The sequence below is a fragment of the Staphylococcus sp. IVB6214 genome (assembly GCF_025558585.1).
GTDB lineage: Bacteria > Bacillota > Bacilli > Staphylococcales > Staphylococcaceae > Staphylococcus.
In genome coordinates this window covers 1,698,991-1,715,025 of record NZ_CP094723.1, presented here as the reverse complement: position 1 = coordinate 1,715,025, position 16,035 = coordinate 1,698,991, and the positions used below count along the sequence as shown (strand labels likewise).

Genomic DNA, 16,035 nt, shown 5'->3' with positions numbered 1-16,035 from the left:
TTCGTAGCTTATTAATTAAAACAAAAGGGTAACCTTTTGGACAAAGTTAATAAGATCGCCAAAAATTTACGAATAATAAGCAAAACGATACACGAGTGTTATTGATATTATGATGGATTAAACAGAATGCATATGATATCAAGATAGCTGGATGTACCGTTCTTTTAATATGGAGGAAAAAATATGTGTGGAATTGTAGGATATATTGGTTATGAAAAAGCAAAAGAAATTTTATTAAATGGACTTGAAAAGTTAGAATATCGTGGTTACGACTCAGCTGGAATTGCAACACGTGACGACAATGAAGTTACTGTAACGAAAGCAAAAGGCCGTATTGCTGAGTTGCGCAAAGCAGCAGACGATGATATTGATGGCCAAGTTGGGATCGGTCACACACGTTGGGCAACACACGGTGTCCCAAGTTATGAAAATTCTCACCCACATCAATCAACAAGTGAGCGTTTTACACTTGTACACAACGGTGTTATCGAAAACTATGAAGAGTTGAGAGACACTTATATTCCAGAAGTAACACTTGTGTCAGATACAGATACAGAAGTTATCGTACAGTTAGTAGAATACTTTGCGAATCAAGGTATGAATACAGAAGAAGCATTTACAAAAGTGATTTCATTATTACATGGTTCATACGCTTTAGGTTTGTTAGACAGTGAAGACGACGATACAATCTATGTTGCAAAAAATAAATCTCCGTTACTAGTAGGTATTGGTGATAACTTTAACGTAATTGCATCTGATGCGTTAGCAATGATTCAAATTACAAGTGAATACAAAGAATTAAAAGACCAAGAGATCGTATTCGTACAACGTGATCAAGTAACTATTAAAGATTTAGCAGGAAATATCGTTGAACGTGACAGCTATACAGCTGAAATCGATGCATCTGATGCTGAAAAGGGTGTCTATGATCACTATATGTTGAAAGAGATTCACGAACAACCTGCAGCGATGCGTCGCATTATTCAAGCTTACCAAGATGAACAAGGTCGCTTGAATATGGATTCGAAAATTATTGAAGACGTTAAAAAAGCAGACCGTATCTATATCATTGCAGCGGGTACAAGCTATCATGCAGGTCTAGTCGGAAAAGAATATCTAGAAAAATGGGCAGGCGTACCAACAGAAGTGCACGTATCATCGGAATTTGTGTACAATATGCCATTACTATCTGAACGTCCATTATTCATCTACATTTCACAATCAGGTGAAACAGCAGATAGCCGTGCAGTACTCGTTGAAACTACGAAGCTAGGTCACCGTTCATTAACGATCACTAACGTAGCAGGTTCAACGTTATCACGTGAAGCGGATCATACGTTGTTGCTACATGCTGGTCCTGAGATTGCAGTTGCTTCAACAAAAGCGTACACAGCACAAATTGCAGTACTAGCAATTTTAGCACAAGTTGTAGCAGAAGCACGTGGTCGTGAAACAGGCGTGGATTTATTGCCTGAACTAGCGAAAGTAACAGCCGCTATCGAAACAATCGTTGATGATGCACCGAAAATGGAACAAATTGCAAAAGATTTCCTTGAAACAGCACGTAATGCATTCTTCATCGGTCGTGCCCTTGATTATCATGTCAGCTTGGAAGGCGCATTGAAATTAAAAGAGATTTCATATATTCAAGCGGAAGGTTTTGCAGGTGGCGAATTGAAACATGGTACGATTGCATTAATTGAAGATGGCACGCCAGTCATTGCATTAGCAACACAAAGTCATGTGAACTTATCAATTCGTGGTAACGTGAACGAAGTCGTTGCACGTGGTGCACGTCCAAGTATTATTTCAATGGAAGGCCTTGAAAAAGAAGGAGACACATATGTGATTCCTCACGTTCATGAATTATTAACGCCATTAGTTTCAGTGATTACATTACAATTGATTTCGTACTATGCTGCGCTTCATCGTGACTTAGATGTGGACAAACCACGTAACTTAGCGAAATCTGTAACAGTAGAATAAGCTGCGGTTTTTAAATGACAAACATATAATTAATATCAAACGGCTGATTTCACCTCAATTGTGAAGTCAGTCGTTTTTTAAGGGTCTTAATCTTTTGTGGTGGGATGGCATGAACTGCTGTCCCGCCCTTTTTTGTTTTTTAAATCATTTTGATACAAAAAAAGCGCTCATGCCTCTATAATTTTAAGTGCCTAAACAAAAAATGAGAGGAGACATGATGCGCCTATGTGTAATGATATATTAAAACTATTAAAAATAAAAGATGAAAATATTCAAGTTCTTAAAGTGGAAGAAGATGTAGAAGTGCGTGGTCAGCTTTCTACGGTTGTTTATGGAACACTTTCTTATACACCAAAGGCATGTATGAAGTGTGGTTGTGTCAATGACGGACAAATACATAAGCACGGTAAACGTGTTTCGCGTTTAACACTATTAAAATCTCAAGAGTCTAATGTTTATCTTAATTTAGCGAAAGAACGCTTTAAGTGTCTACATTGTTTAAAGACTTTTACGGCTCAAACAAACATTGTTGATAGTAATTGCTTTATTACTAATCGTGTGAAATTAGCGATTCAGGACAAACTCACACGTGTACAGTCTGAGATAGACATTGCTAATGATTGTAGTGTTTCACCAAGCACAGTTAAGAGATGTATTCACCATATCTCACAATCATTAATAGTAAAACCTTCATCTGGATTGCCTAAACATCTCTCCATAGATGAATTTAAAAGCGTTAAAAATGTGACAACAGCGATGAGTTTTCTGTTTATAAATAATGAAACGAATCAGATTATCGATATCTTAGAAGATAGACGTATTCACAAACTTAAAGAGTACTTCTATCGTTTTGATCGTCGTGAACGATTAGCTGTCAAAACGGTCACAGCCGATATGTATGAACCCTACATTAACTTCATTCATGAAGTATTCCCGAATGCGATTTTAATCTTTGATCGTTTTCACATTGTTCAGCACCTTAACCGTGAACTTAATAAGCAACGTATTTCTATAATGAATACTTGTCGCTATAAGTCATCAACAGATTACACGAAAATGAAAAAACACTGGAAACTTTTCCTTTCTGACAGACAAGATATCAACAGCTATGAATACTTTTGGTCGAAGTCCTTCAAAACGTATACGACATCAAGAGATATTTTAGAGTATCTATTAAATCTTGATCAGCAGCTCTATGACACATATATGTTAGTTCATCACCTTCGAGAAGCATTAAAACAATGTGATTGGTTACGTTTCAAAGAAACTTTAATGAGTGTTGAAAAGAAGCATGTATCACGTGGTGTTTGGCGTGTCATTCGGTTCTATAAAAAATACGAGTATATCCTTTATTCAACAATTAAACACCCTAAGTTAAACAATGGAGCGATTGAAGGTATCAATAATAAAATTAAGCTTATTAAACGTGTATCATATGGCTATCGAAACTTTAATAACTTCAAGGCAAGGATACTGATTATTTTTAAGCTATATCAACGACGTAAAAAGGATAGTTTACTAATAAATAACGCTGCATAAATATATTACGTAGTAATCGCTATCTAATATGTCCTAACACACTTAGAGATGTGTATCTAAAATCATTTCTAATACGAGACACCTAAGGCAACAAGCCGAACGGAAAATCCATTTTGGCTTCTTTTATTCAATAAAGCCAAAATTAGTTGAAGTGAGGCGCCTTGGCAAGCGAGTATTAAAGAAATGATGGTATAGAAAAAGCGCACAATTAATAATTAAACTGTACGCTTAAATGAATGTAGAGATGACTACATGTTATGATTAAGTTAAAAATAAAATTAGTTACTTTTTATTATCTGCCCACCACAAAAAATGGACTTCCTTTTTTAAACATAGGGGTGGTCTGGATGATTGAATTAAACAATATGACTAAGGTAAAAGGTGGCAAACAACTACTGCATAATATTTCATGGCAGATTCAACCGGGGGAAAAATGGTTAGTTTATGGTATGAATGGTGCCGGTAAGAGTACGTTATTAAATGTCATAACTGCCTATGATTTTGCATCCAAAGGAGAAGTCTGTCTATTTGGTATGAAGCCCGGACATGAAGGATACTCCGCATACCGGGTTCGAGAACAAATCGGCTATGTTTCGGGTAGTTTACGTGATCGATTTGCGGAAGGTGAATTAGTCAGAGATGTTGTTTTAAGTGGTATATACAAATCGATAGGGGTATATCAAACACCAACACAACAGGAAATAGAAAAGGCACAACAAGTATTGTGTCGCTTTGGCATGTCACATTTTGAAGAAAGTTACTTTGGGCAGTTATCAACTGGAGAGCAACAACGTGTCTTGTTAGCACGTGCCCTTGTTACATGTCCACGTTTGTTAATATTAGATGAGCCGTGTAATGGGTTGGACTACGTGGGACGTGAACAACTGTTGGATATGATTGTGAATTTGCAAGATGATAATAAAGAGTTGGCTGTCATTTATGTCACGCACGTTGTGGAAGAAGTGACCGCAGACTTTACGCATGCTTTGTTATTGAATGAAGGAAAGGTACAAAAAAGTGGTGAACTTCAGCATACTTTGACGAGTCAAACACTTACACAATTATTTGAAATGCCTGTGCAGTTAGAGCATCAAAAAGGAAGGTACCAACTGATTCGATTATAAATAGGTATTGATTGATTTTCGTATGAGAAGATGACACACTTTATATGTATAGATATTAAGAACAATGTGGAAAGGATCGTTAATAATGCAACAAGTGAAGGCAATATTTTTAGATATGGATGGAACAATTTTACGTGAGAATAACCGCGCAAGTGATGAGACATCAGAAGCTATCTCAAGATTAAGACAAACGGGGTACAAAGTCTTTTTAGCAACCGGACGGGCAAAGGAAGAGATTTCATTGTTGATCCCTGATACATTACATTTTGATGGCATTATTTCATCTAATGGTACGAGTGGTCATATCGGAGAAGAAGTGTTATTTCAACATGGTTTATCAGATAAAGGTGTCCGTGCAATCGTTCAACAAGCACAAGATGCAGGCATTTATTATGAAGTATTTCCGTTCAATCAACCACGTTTTGCGTTAACCGAAGATCGCACATGGATGTTACAACTTATTGAAGGCGAACAACCCGAATCAGTAGGGACAAGTGAATGGTTGTCTCGACAAGAAGCGGTTGAAGCGAAGTTATCATGGCAAAATACATTTCCAGAAGGATTGAGCTACTCCAAAATTTATTTATTCCATCCTGATTTGGAAAAAATTGCTGCGTTTCGTGAAGCGATTAAGTCACAAATAGATACGTTGAAAATTGAAGTCTCACAATCAACACCGAACAATGTAGAAACGATGGCTTATCAGGTCAATAAAGGGACAGGTATTCAGGAGATGTGTCAACATTTCAATATTGATATTTCTGAGACGCTTGTGATGGGTGACAGTGATAATGACCGAACGATGTTTGAAGTTGGTGGCGTGACAGTTGCGATGAAAAATGCGAGTGATGCAATTAAAACATTAACAATGTATGAAACCGCAGTGACTAATAATGAAGATGGTGCAGCACGATTTCTCATTGAACATTTAATGAATAAATAAAAAAACGTAAGTGCGTTTATGGTTAAACGACACTTACGTTTATATTATGTGTTAGGATACGTTTTTACGTCCTTGATGATGAAAGTACGTGATAATTGTACCGAGCATAAAGAAATAAACAGTATAACGAATAATAAAGAATATAGCACTCACAACACCGGTAATAATTGAGGCAAGATTTTGTGAAATATGTGCTTGGCTCATTTGAATGCCATAAAAGACAGGACCTGCAAAGACAAGTAAGATAAGATTTAATAGGTAAAGTCCGATAAAGGATGGTAAAAATGTTTTTTGACCATTTTTGATTGTTGTCCATGCGATTTTAATATTATGACGAATTTTATGATCGGGATTTTTAACAAATGCTGTGATGAAATTGATGATAAAAATCGCAATAAATAATGAAACAATACTAGAAATAACAGCAATAACAAATAAGACCATCATTTCAGTAAAGTTACTTGATACAAGAGACTTTAAGAGTTGACGTAAGCCCATTGTAATAAAGTAATCAATAATGACTAACACAAGTAAGAATAGAGAGGTAACAAGACCAACTAGAAGACTTTTACGCCATATTTTCCCATTAAAAGTACTAAACAACACAGACCATTTAAGTGTGGTTTGTTGTGTAATCGCTTGGTACATCGCACGAATCGTTCCAATGAAGAGTGGGAAGGTAATCATTAAGAAGATCAATGCAATTAACAGCAATGCGCCCAGCGTCACCAATATGAGCGACAATGTATTGCTTTGTCCTGTAAAGAAAGCCATTGCCCATAAGTTAAATACGAGTCCCATCGGTAATACTGAGAGACTTAAAAGTATTAGCATCAATAGGAAATTGACTAGGTTCATACTATATAATTTTTTTCGCTGTAACTTTGTATGTTCTAAAAATAATCTTGTAAATTTAAACAAAGGTGAGCACTCCTTTCGACATATACTCAACGATATCAAAAACACGCTCATTTGCAAATTAATATGATAAAAGAAGTGTCTTAAATTTTAATACTGTGATGTTTTATCGCATGAATAGATTAATTGTGTTATAACATTAGTAAGAAAATGAATCATGTTTTAGATGCAATATTCATTAATTTAACAGGATCGTTATAAGGAGGATCACAATGAAAATATCACGCCCTAAAATTTATGAGCAAATTGCAAATAGATTGATAGAACAAATAGAAAGTGGTGTGTTAAAAGAAGGAGAACGTCTTCCATCAATACAAAAATTAGCGGAAGATTTTGGGGTGAGTAATGCCTCCGTGCGTGAAGCATTAAATGCATTACGAATTATCGGTTTAATTGAAATGAAACATGGTTACGGTACGTTTGTTAAACAGAAAACGCCACAGCTCTTTGACTTTATTACACAGTCATTGACGCCTAAAAGAGTGAAAGAAATCTTGGAGTTGCGTGAAGTGGTCGAACTGTCGACGGCACAGTTTGCGGCAGAACGTCGGACAGATGCAATGTTGGAAGAAATGAAACGTGCGCTCGCTGATATGCGCAATGCGATTCATTCAGGTGAATCTGGGGAAGAAGCGGATTTACGTTTTCACCTAACGATTGCGAAAGCATCAGATAATCAGTTGTTGTACGAACTATTACACAATATTTCTGATTTGATTCAACAAACAATGAAGGGAACACGTCACATCTATTTATATAATCGTCAAAAAACGATGGAACGACTTTTTCATGAGCATACAGTAATTTTGGAAGCTATTCAGCAACAAGATGGTGAAAAAGCGATGAAAAATATGGCGTGTCATCTTGCAGAAGTTCGCCAAACATTAATTGATCATTATATTGTCGATTGATGTGTATCAGTCATAAGGAGGGATTTTATTGAAAATCGGACTGTATATTGCGCTTGTTTGTGGCATTTTGTCAGGCGCTTGTATATTTTTTGAAGTGCCACTTTTCCCGTCGCTCGTATTTCCAGTCATAATTGGCATGTTGGGAATAATTGCGACTTTATGGACATTACCCAACTCTGATATTAGTCATATGCTAAAGTTAGGTGGCATTTTAATTAATGCTTTTCCAGTAATCGCTGGATTGATGCAAATAGTTTAAAGATTGTATGTCTGTGAACTGGACATAATTTATTATACACGCATAAGAAACTCTAGAAAATCTGTTGTTGTTTAAACTATAAACACTTATAATGAACAAGATAACTATGTGGTGAAGGAGAATCATATACCATGGCTGCAGAAACTAATTACTTTTGGCTAAATTGTGGTTATAACAGATGGAATCACAATGAACCGTTAGTAGGACAAACGACTGTCTTTGAATCAGGTGCACAATTCAATCCGACGCAAGGATTTCGTGCATTTAAGCAAGCACAAGTAGGAGATAAAGTTATCTTTTATCAAGTGCAAACAGATGCCGGATTACTTGGATGGGGTGAAATCATCAGTGTCACAACAGGTGCACAGAATAAAATTCACGTTCAATTTAAGTTTAATGAAACATTCAAGCCTTTAACAACAGAGTATTTAAAGCGTAGTGAAGCGCTAGAATTTCGCATGAACAATATGAAAGAGACACTGTTCAACAAAATTTCTTATGATGAGTTCGAATTAATAAAAGGACTTGGGACTGGGGACGTTACGATCCCACGTTATTTCTTTATGGCTGAAACAGAAACGTTTGAACCGGGTGAAACGTATACGATTTATACACATACGCGTAATGGCATTAAGCGAAATGGCTATCATCACTACACACAGCTTGAAGTTGGCGACCAGATTGTGGTGTATAACAAATATATGAATCAATCAATTGTAGGGCGTGCAGAAGTTTCACATCATATTCATACGCGCCCGCCTGAGTCAGGAAGAACGAATAGTACAGCGATTGAGATACGTTATCTTGAAGATATTCATCCGATGAGTTTGATGACATTAAATAAACATCCCAAACTTAAAAATCTCTATTTCTTACAAGAAAATGCGAAGCAAGCTATTGCGAGCTTAACACCAACGCAGTATCATGCGATGATGGAGATGAGTGAAAATGATGGTCTCAAAGGACAGTTTGAAACTGTGAAAGCTGATTATGAGTTGCCTAAGGAAGAGGATGTAAAGCCGTTTATTCTATTATTGGCTGATGATAAAACAGAAGGTCTCAAAGCAGCGACTTCTCTAGTAGAGAAAGCGAATGCGACACCTGTGATGACAGTCGGCCATCCAGATTTTTCTGAAGAGATGTTGTATGGTCGATATTTGCCGAATGAGGCAGGAGCATTATATTATCGTGAAGGGTTTATTACTGAATTAATGCCAAAATCAGACCGACAATATTTAGTTGTCGATCAGTTTGAACGCATTGATCCAGATATTTTCCAGACGTACATCAATGTGTTAGAAGGTTATGAGATGACGTTGCCACGCTATAACAAGGATGGCAGTATGATTAAATGGAGTCGTGATAAGGATTCATTTTATCGTTTCAATCCTAATTGGCATATTGTCGGTGTGACATACTTAACGCCTCAAGAAGTGAAAGAAACATACACGCAACAAATGTTGAAATATACACGTATTATTCAAGCTAAAAAATAATTATATGAAGAAGTGTCGTTTATCCAAAGTAAGCGAGACTTCTTTTTTACATCAATATAATCGTATAGATATCAAATATTCCGAAAATTCTTGCAGAAGAAATTGAGTCATAGTATGATATTTGTAATCGCTTGCATTTTAAGTGAAGGGGAGAGGTTAAAATTGAATATTAAGAAACGTAATAAGAAAGAGATAAATGTTTGGTATGCACTATTGACGCTTAGCATTATGATTGTTGCAATGCTCTTTACTGTGGTAAAGCTGCAACAAGCACCGCATATTCCTTTACTCATTGGAACAACTGTCGCAATAATTGTGACGATGTTTCACGGTTATGAATGGGAAGAAGTAGAAGAGATGATGTACAAGGGGATCAAACATGCATTGCCTGCCGTAGTGATCATCATGCTGGTCGGTTTGATCATCGGTGCGTGGATTGGTAGCGGTGTCGTTGCTGCAATGATATATTATGGTTTAAAACTGATTTCACCAACGTATTTCTTAGCAGTCGTTGTTGTGATCTGTGGTATCGTATCATTAGCAATCGGAAGTTCTTGGTCGACAATGGCAACAGTAGGTGTTGCATCAATGGGGATTGGTATTAGTATGGGATTGTCACCAGGTATGGTAGCTGGTGCGGTTATTTCAGGGGCATATTTCGGTGATAAGATGAGCCCGTTATCTGATACGACGAACTTAGCTTCAGGGTTAACAAACGTTGATTTATTCGATCACATCAAACATATGTTTTATACAACAATACCCGGGTTAGTGATCAGTTTGGTTGTATTCTTCGTTTTAGGACAGATGTATGGCAGTGATCATTTGAATCGTGGACGTATCGATAGCATTATGAATGCCATTGATGATTCGTTTTTTATTTCTCCATGGTTATTACTTGTACCACTCATTGTCATTATTGCAGTTGCGTTGAAAGTGCCAGCGATACCAGCTATCGTGTTAGGTATTGTACTTGGTTTCTTTACACAAATCTTTGTACAAGGTGATTCTTTAGCAACAGCTGTTCAGTCATTGCAGACAGGTTATGTGTTAGAATCTGGCAATAAAACAATTGATGAGTTGTTCAATCGTGGTGGTCTCGAGTCGATGTTCTATACCATTTCATTGACACTTGTTGCGATGACATTTGGTGGACTACTCGAGTATTCAGGAATGTTGAAAGCCTTAATTTCAGTTATTTTAAAGTTTGCTAAAAATACAGGTACGCTGATTGCATCCGTGATCATTTCATGTTTCGGTACGAATTTATCTTGTTCAGAACAATATATTTCAATTATTGTACCATCACGTATGTACGTTTCAACATTTATTGATAAAGGGCTACATCCGAAAAACTTATCACGTGCGCTAGAAGATGGTGGGACATTAACATCTGTTTTTGTTCCTTGGAATACATGTGGTGTGTTCATCTTAACAACACTAAATGTACATGTGATTGAGTATGCACCATTTGCGATTTTGAATTATGTCGTTCCTATTATTTCAATTATTTATGGTTTTATCGGCTTCAAAATCATTCAATTAACAAAAGAAGAAAAGGTCTATTTCCAACAACAACAAGCATTGGAATAAGAAATAATATAGACAATTGTGGTTCAGCAAATAATATATTTTGCTGGCCACAATTTTTTTGAGTGGAATTCTTTTCTATCTTTTTAGAGAAACGTTAAAATAAAGTTGAGGTGAGTATAATGCCAATTATTTATTATGATCATAAATGTGTGTATTGTTATAACTATGCGATATGGTTAATTCGTCATGGATTACCGAGAAGCTATCAATTCGCACCGCTGAAGGGCAAGGCGGGTCAAGTATTAGAAGCACAGCAATCAGGTGTTACAAAGAAAAACAGTGTTGTGTTACAACGTGGAAAAGAGCTTACTTTTGAATCAACAGCTATCGTACATATGTTACGGGCGTTAGGTGGGTACAAATGGTTTGCACTTTTATTATGGCTTGTCCCTAAGCCAATACGTAACTTAGGTTACCGTACATTTGCTAGTAATCGTGATAAATTATGGTCAACAACATGGGTAGAACCTACCGAATATGAAAAGTCATTTTTTATAGAATAGCGAGGATAAGTAACTATGACACATAAAATTATTGTCATCGGAAGTGCGTCTATGGATTTAACAGTACAGACGCAAGTGATACCTGATCAAGGTGAAACGGTATTAGGAGAGACTTTATATATGGCGCCGGGGGGAAAAGGCGCAAACCAAGCAGTGGCAGCTGCTCGTTTGAAACGTGACAGAGATGTCTACATCGTTGGTGCAGTAGGTGATGATGCGTTTGGACAAACGATTCTTAATAATTTTAGACAACATAGTGTCAATGTAGATTATATGCAAATCATTGAAGGAGAACACTCTGGAACAGCGCACATTACATTATATGAACAAGATAATCGCATTATTGTCGTACCTGCAGCAAACAATAAAATGATACCTGAAGTTGTATTGCCTATTTTACAGCAGTTTGAAAAGGGCGACATCATTGTGATGCAACAAGAAATACCAGCTGAAACAGTTGAAGCGGTGATTGATGAAGCCGCTCGATTGGGGTTGCAAGTGATATTAAATCCGGCACCTTACCGTGCAATAGATATTCATTTATTAAATAAGGTGACTTATTTGACACCGAATGCAAGTGAGTGTCAGCAATTGTTTGGTGCATCAATTGACGATGCGTTAGCACAATATCCAAATCAACTGATAGTGACACTTGGCGCAGAAGGTGCGACGTATTTCGATCAAACACGCCAAATGGTACCTGCTTACCCATGTGATGTGATAGATACGACTGGTGCAGGTGACACATTTAACGGTACGCTTGCAGTTGCATTGAGTGAAGGACAATCACTTGAAACAGCCATACAGTTTGCCAATATGGCATCTAGCTTTGCGGTAACTGCGTTAGGTGCACAAGGTGGTATTCCCACACGTGAAGCGGTTGATGCGGCACTGAATAAATAAGAGAAATAAAAAATCCCCACAATCATGGCATGACACCATGATTGTGGGGATAAACATTTTATAAGAGTGAATTATTCAGCGATTTCAAGTGCTACTTCCATCATTTGAGTAAATGAATTTTGACGTTCTTCAGGTGTTGTTGCTTCATCACGTAATAAATGGTCAGAAACTGTGAAGATACCCAATGCCTTTTTGCCTGCTTGAATTGCATTTAAGTAGAGTCCTGCTGATTCCATTTCTACACCTAAGATGCCCATATCAATCCATTTTTGGTTGAAGTCAGCATTTGCATTGTAGAATGTGTCTGAAGATAAGACATTCCCAACATGAGTACGTGCGCCAATTGCATCAGCTTTTTCTTTTGCTTTAACAATTAAGTCAAAATCACCTAGTGGTGCGAAGTTACCTGGGATTTGATACTGATCAACAAAGTTTGAGTTCGTTGATGCGCCTTGTGCAATGATAATATCGTAAAGTTGAATGTCTTCTTGCATTGCGCCACAAGAACCGATACGAATAATTGTGTCTACATCGAAAAAGTTATATAACTCGTAAGAATAGATACCGATACTTGGAATCCCCATACCAGAACCCATCACAGAGACTTCCTTCCCTTTGTATGTGCCTGTATAACCAAACATATTACGTACATCATTGAACTGTTCTACATTTTCTAAGAAGTTATCCGCAATATATTTTGCACGCAATGGATCTCCCGGCATTAAAACCGTTTTAGCAATTTTTGTTCCATTTGGTTGAATATGTGGTGTACCTTGTGTCATAACAAACAGCTCCTTAAAATCATTTATTTTTATATTGGATTACTTTAAAGATAACAGACCTACTCTGAAATGTCGATTAGAGTTACTAGAAGAATGAAGAACGAATTAAACACCTCCACTCAAATTATAACCGCTTCTCTCACAACCTCGTGATGTCAGTGTTCAAGAAGCAGGGCTTTCGGCAGAACGTCGTAATTCCAGCGATTTTAAGAATTGCTTAGGTTCTGCTCAATCCCTAATCACTCTTTTCACAACCTCGTGATGTCAGTGTTCGAGAAGCAGAATTCTCGACAGAATTTCACGATTCGATAAAATCAAAAAGCAATTTTACGCATCGCTCGGATTCTGCTCAAATTCTAATCGCTTCTCTCACAATCTCTTAGGGGGGCTTAATCAAAATATTTCCGATTTATAACACGAATTATTTATCAAATGAAATATAATCGTTTATAATGAAATAGAAAAGGCTTACAAAATAAATGATATTTAAATATATTGTTTAAATGTAAATAGAGAAGAGGAGAATAATCATGAGAATGGTAGACATTATCGCAAAAAAGCGAGACGGAGAAGTATTGACAACGGAAGAGATTAAGTTTTTTGTGAACGGATATACGAATGGTGATATTCCTGATTATCAAATGTCGAGTTTAGCGATGGCGATTTTCTTCCAAGATATGACTGATGAGGAACGTGCAGACCTGACAATGGCAATGGTAGAATCTGGTGATCAAATCGATCTTTCTGATATAAATGGTATCAAAGTAGATAAGCACTCAACAGGTGGTGTCGGTGATACAACAACACTTGTGCTAGCACCATTAGTGGCTGCATTAGAAATTCCAGTAGCAAAAATGAGTGGTCGTGGATTGGGTCATACAGGTGGCACGATTGATAAATTAGAAGCGGTTGAAGGCTTCCACGTTGAAATCTCTGAAGATGAGTTTATTAAGCTAGTAAATGAAGATCATCTTGCAGTTATCGGTCAAACAGGGAACTTAACACCTGCTGATAAAAAAATCTATGCGCTACGTGATGTAACAGGTACGGTCAACTCAATTCCATTAATTGCATCTTCAATTATGAGTAAGAAGATTGCTGCAGGTGCAGATGCGATTGTATTAGATGTTAAGACGGGTAACGGTGCATTTATGAAAACAGTTGAAGATGCTGAACAACTGGCAAACGCAATGGTAAAAATTGGTAACCAAGTTGGACGTAACACGATGGCGATTATTTCTGATATGAGCCAACCACTTGGTCGTGCTATTGGTAATGCGCTTGAGCTGAAAGAAGCAATTGACACATTGAAAGGTGAAGGACCAGAAGACCTAACAGAATTAGTTTTAACACTTGGCTCTCAAATGGTCGTATTAGCTGAAAAAGCTGAGACATTAGATGAAGCACGTGAATTGTTAAAAGGTGTCATTGAGAACGGTAAAGCACTTGAAAAATTCAAAGTTTTCTTGAGCAATCAAGGTGGAGACGCATCTGTTGTAGATGATCCATCTAAGTTACCAACTGCGAAATACACGTTCGAATTGCCAGCTAAACAATCTGGTGTTGTGTCTGAAATGATTGCAAATGAAATTGGTATTGCTTCTATGATGTTAGGTGCAGGCCGTCAAACAAAAGAAGATACAATTGACTTAGCTGTAGGTCTTGTATTAAATAAAAAAGTTGGCGACAAAGTTGAAGAAGGCGAATCACTATTAACAATTTATGCAAACCAAGAAGATGTTGAACAAGTGAAAGAAAAATTATATGATAATATCACAATTAGTGATCGTGGAGAAACACCTACATTAATTCACGAAGTGATTACAAAATAAGTATAAAGGATTGAATATAATGAAATGGATAAGTCGACAACTGTTAGCAATCTTATTTACGGGGGCGGGTTACTTACACTTTAAACGTGAACGTAACTTCACAAATATTGTGCCGCACTATTTACCGTTTAAGAAGGAGATTGTATGGATAACGGGTGTCATGGAACTGATCTTTGGTATTGGCTTGGCGTTGAGAAAACCTGGATACTGGTTTAAACATGCGATGATTGCATTTTTATGGGCAGTATTCCCAGCTAATATTTATATGGCACGTCAGGGATTACCACTTGGTGACAAAGTGTTACCAAAATCCGTTTTATATGGTCGGCTTCCATTGCAATTTGTCTTAATGGCATGGATACGCAAACTTTAATCCAAAAAACACGGGTGCAATTGCATCCGTGTTTTTTACGTTTAATTTACTTTATCCTTCACCGAAGACATCGTGCCATTGATCACGCTTGTCTAAAAAAGCTTGTGCAATTACTTTTGCACCTTCTAATGAGTGAGAAGCAGCCCAGCCACATTGTACTTCATTGCAAGCAGGAACTTTTGTTGCATTAAGGACATCTTGAATCGTTTTTTCAATGATGTTTAATACATCTTCATAGTCATCATGATTAATAAATGAGACGTAAAAACCTGTTTGACAGCCCATAGGACTTAAATCAACCACTTTGTCTGAATGGTTTCGAATATTCTCTGCCATTAAATGTTCTAATGAGTGTAAGCCTGGCATGTCCATATGTTCTTTGTTTGGTTGTTTAAAACGAATATCGTATTTGTGGATTTCGTCACCGTTGTTCCCAGTCATTTTACCAGCTAAGCGGATATAAGGGGCAACAACTTTAGTATGGTCTAGGTTAAAACTTTCAACATTCATTTTTGGCATTGTGATAACGCCTCCTTTATAGTTTATCGTTATTTTATCATATTCAGAAGAAACTAACAGGGACATGATTTGAATTTTGAATATGTGGGTATAGATTTGAAAACAATAAAAGGTTCTATGTATAGGATATGCTGTCGAGTAGACGGAAATAACTCGTTTACAAAGATTTTAGAAAATATTGAAAAAATGACATGACAAATGATCGTAAATCCGATAGAATAAGTAATAATTAAATATAATTTATCAAGAGTGGTGGAGGGAATTGGCCCTGTGAAGCCCTGCAACCTCATCGGTGACGATAAAGGTGCTAAATCCAACAGCAAGTTAGCTGACAGATAAATGACGTGGACAAGA

At 36.8% G+C, this 16,035-nt stretch carries 15 protein-coding genes and 1 riboswitch; of the genes, 12 read left to right on the top strand and 3 right to left on the bottom strand.

The window, feature by feature from the left end; all coding sequences use genetic code 11:
* Positions 1–183: 183 nt before the first annotated feature.
* The 4 genes from glmS to MUA51_RS08420 all read left to right on the top strand — a co-directional run bounded on the left by glmS (position 184) and on the right by MUA51_RS08420 (position 5,592).
* Positions 184–1,986: a glutamine--fructose-6-phosphate transaminase (isomerizing) gene (gene glmS / locus MUA51_RS08435; RefSeq protein ID WP_262559360.1), complete on the top strand. Its 1,803-nt coding sequence runs from the start codon at positions 184–186 to the stop codon at positions 1,984–1,986.
* A gap of 225 nt (positions 1,987–2,211) precedes the next feature.
* Positions 2,212–3,525 carry an ISL3 family transposase gene (locus tag MUA51_RS08430; protein ID WP_262559359.1) on the top strand — a complete coding sequence of 438 codons (1,314 nt, stop codon included), beginning with the start codon at positions 2,212–2,214 and terminating at the stop codon, positions 3,523–3,525.
* A gap of 347 nt (positions 3,526–3,872) precedes the next feature.
* Complete coding sequence (locus tag MUA51_RS08425) at positions 3,873–4,649, top strand: ABC transporter ATP-binding protein (protein ID WP_262559358.1); 777 nt, start codon at positions 3,873–3,875, stop codon at positions 4,647–4,649.
* Positions 4,650–4,734: 85 nt separating this feature from the next.
* A complete protein-coding gene (locus tag MUA51_RS08420) occupies positions 4,735–5,592 on the top strand; it encodes an HAD family hydrolase (protein ID WP_262559357.1) in 858 nt (285 codons plus the stop codon).
* 51 nt (positions 5,593–5,643) lie between these two features.
* On the opposite strand, the gene MUA51_RS08415 is transcribed toward MUA51_RS08420, so the two are convergent.
* Positions 5,644–6,513, bottom strand: coding sequence for a hypothetical protein (locus tag MUA51_RS08415; RefSeq protein ID WP_262559356.1), 870 nt, complete (start codon positions 6,511–6,513; stop codon positions 5,644–5,646).
* 209 nt (positions 6,514–6,722) lie between these two features.
* Between MUA51_RS08415 and MUA51_RS08410 the strand changes: the two genes are divergently transcribed.
* From MUA51_RS08410 to rbsK, 6 genes are all read left to right on the top strand, one after another.
* Entirely contained in the window at positions 6,723–7,421 is a 699-nt protein-coding gene (locus tag MUA51_RS08410; protein ID WP_262559355.1) for a FadR/GntR family transcriptional regulator, read from the top strand.
* Between the two features lie 28 nt (positions 7,422–7,449).
* The gene (locus MUA51_RS08405; RefSeq protein WP_262559353.1) at positions 7,450–7,680 is read left to right on the top strand and encodes a hypothetical protein; all 231 of its coding nucleotides are present in this window, start codon (positions 7,450–7,452) and stop codon (positions 7,678–7,680) included.
* A gap of 131 nt (positions 7,681–7,811) precedes the next feature.
* Complete coding sequence (locus tag MUA51_RS08400) at positions 7,812–9,176, top strand: EVE domain-containing protein (RefSeq protein WP_262559352.1); 1,365 nt, start codon at positions 7,812–7,814, stop codon at positions 9,174–9,176.
* Between the two features lie 228 nt (positions 9,177–9,404).
* Complete coding sequence (gene nhaC / locus MUA51_RS08395) at positions 9,405–10,769, top strand: Na+/H+ antiporter NhaC (protein WP_481906531.1); 1,365 nt, start codon at positions 9,405–9,407, stop codon at positions 10,767–10,769.
* A 119-nt stretch (positions 10,770–10,888) separates the two neighbouring features.
* Positions 10,889–11,272, top strand: a complete 384-nt coding sequence (locus MUA51_RS08390; protein WP_262559350.1) for a thiol-disulfide oxidoreductase DCC family protein — start codon at positions 10,889–10,891, stop codon at positions 11,270–11,272.
* Positions 11,273–11,287: 15 nt separating this feature from the next.
* The gene (rbsK, locus tag MUA51_RS08385) at positions 11,288–12,175 is read left to right on the top strand and encodes a ribokinase (RefSeq protein ID WP_262559349.1); all 888 of its coding nucleotides are present in this window, start codon (positions 11,288–11,290) and stop codon (positions 12,173–12,175) included.
* A gap of 71 nt (positions 12,176–12,246) precedes the next feature.
* Here rbsK and deoD read toward each other — a convergent pair whose 3' ends face one another.
* On the bottom strand, positions 12,247–12,957 hold the full coding sequence (gene deoD, locus MUA51_RS08380) for a purine-nucleoside phosphorylase (protein WP_262559348.1): 711 nt from the start codon (positions 12,955–12,957) through the stop codon (positions 12,247–12,249).
* A gap of 530 nt (positions 12,958–13,487) precedes the next feature.
* Here deoD and MUA51_RS08375 point away from each other — a divergent pair.
* Positions 13,488–14,789: a pyrimidine-nucleoside phosphorylase gene (locus MUA51_RS08375; RefSeq protein ID WP_262559347.1), complete on the top strand. Its 1,302-nt coding sequence runs from the start codon at positions 13,488–13,490 to the stop codon at positions 14,787–14,789.
* 19 nt (positions 14,790–14,808) lie between these two features.
* Positions 14,809–15,162, top strand: a complete 354-nt coding sequence (locus MUA51_RS08370; protein WP_262559346.1) for a DoxX family protein — start codon at positions 14,809–14,811, stop codon at positions 15,160–15,162.
* A 51-nt stretch (positions 15,163–15,213) separates the two neighbouring features.
* Here MUA51_RS08370 and MUA51_RS08365 read toward each other — a convergent pair whose 3' ends face one another.
* Positions 15,214–15,681: an S-ribosylhomocysteine lyase gene (locus tag MUA51_RS08365; protein WP_262559345.1), complete on the bottom strand. Its 468-nt coding sequence runs from the start codon at positions 15,679–15,681 to the stop codon at positions 15,214–15,216.
* Between the two features lie 237 nt (positions 15,682–15,918).
* A riboswitch (SAM riboswitch) is annotated at positions 15,919–16,023 on the top strand.
* Positions 16,024–16,035: the final 12 nt, after the last annotated feature.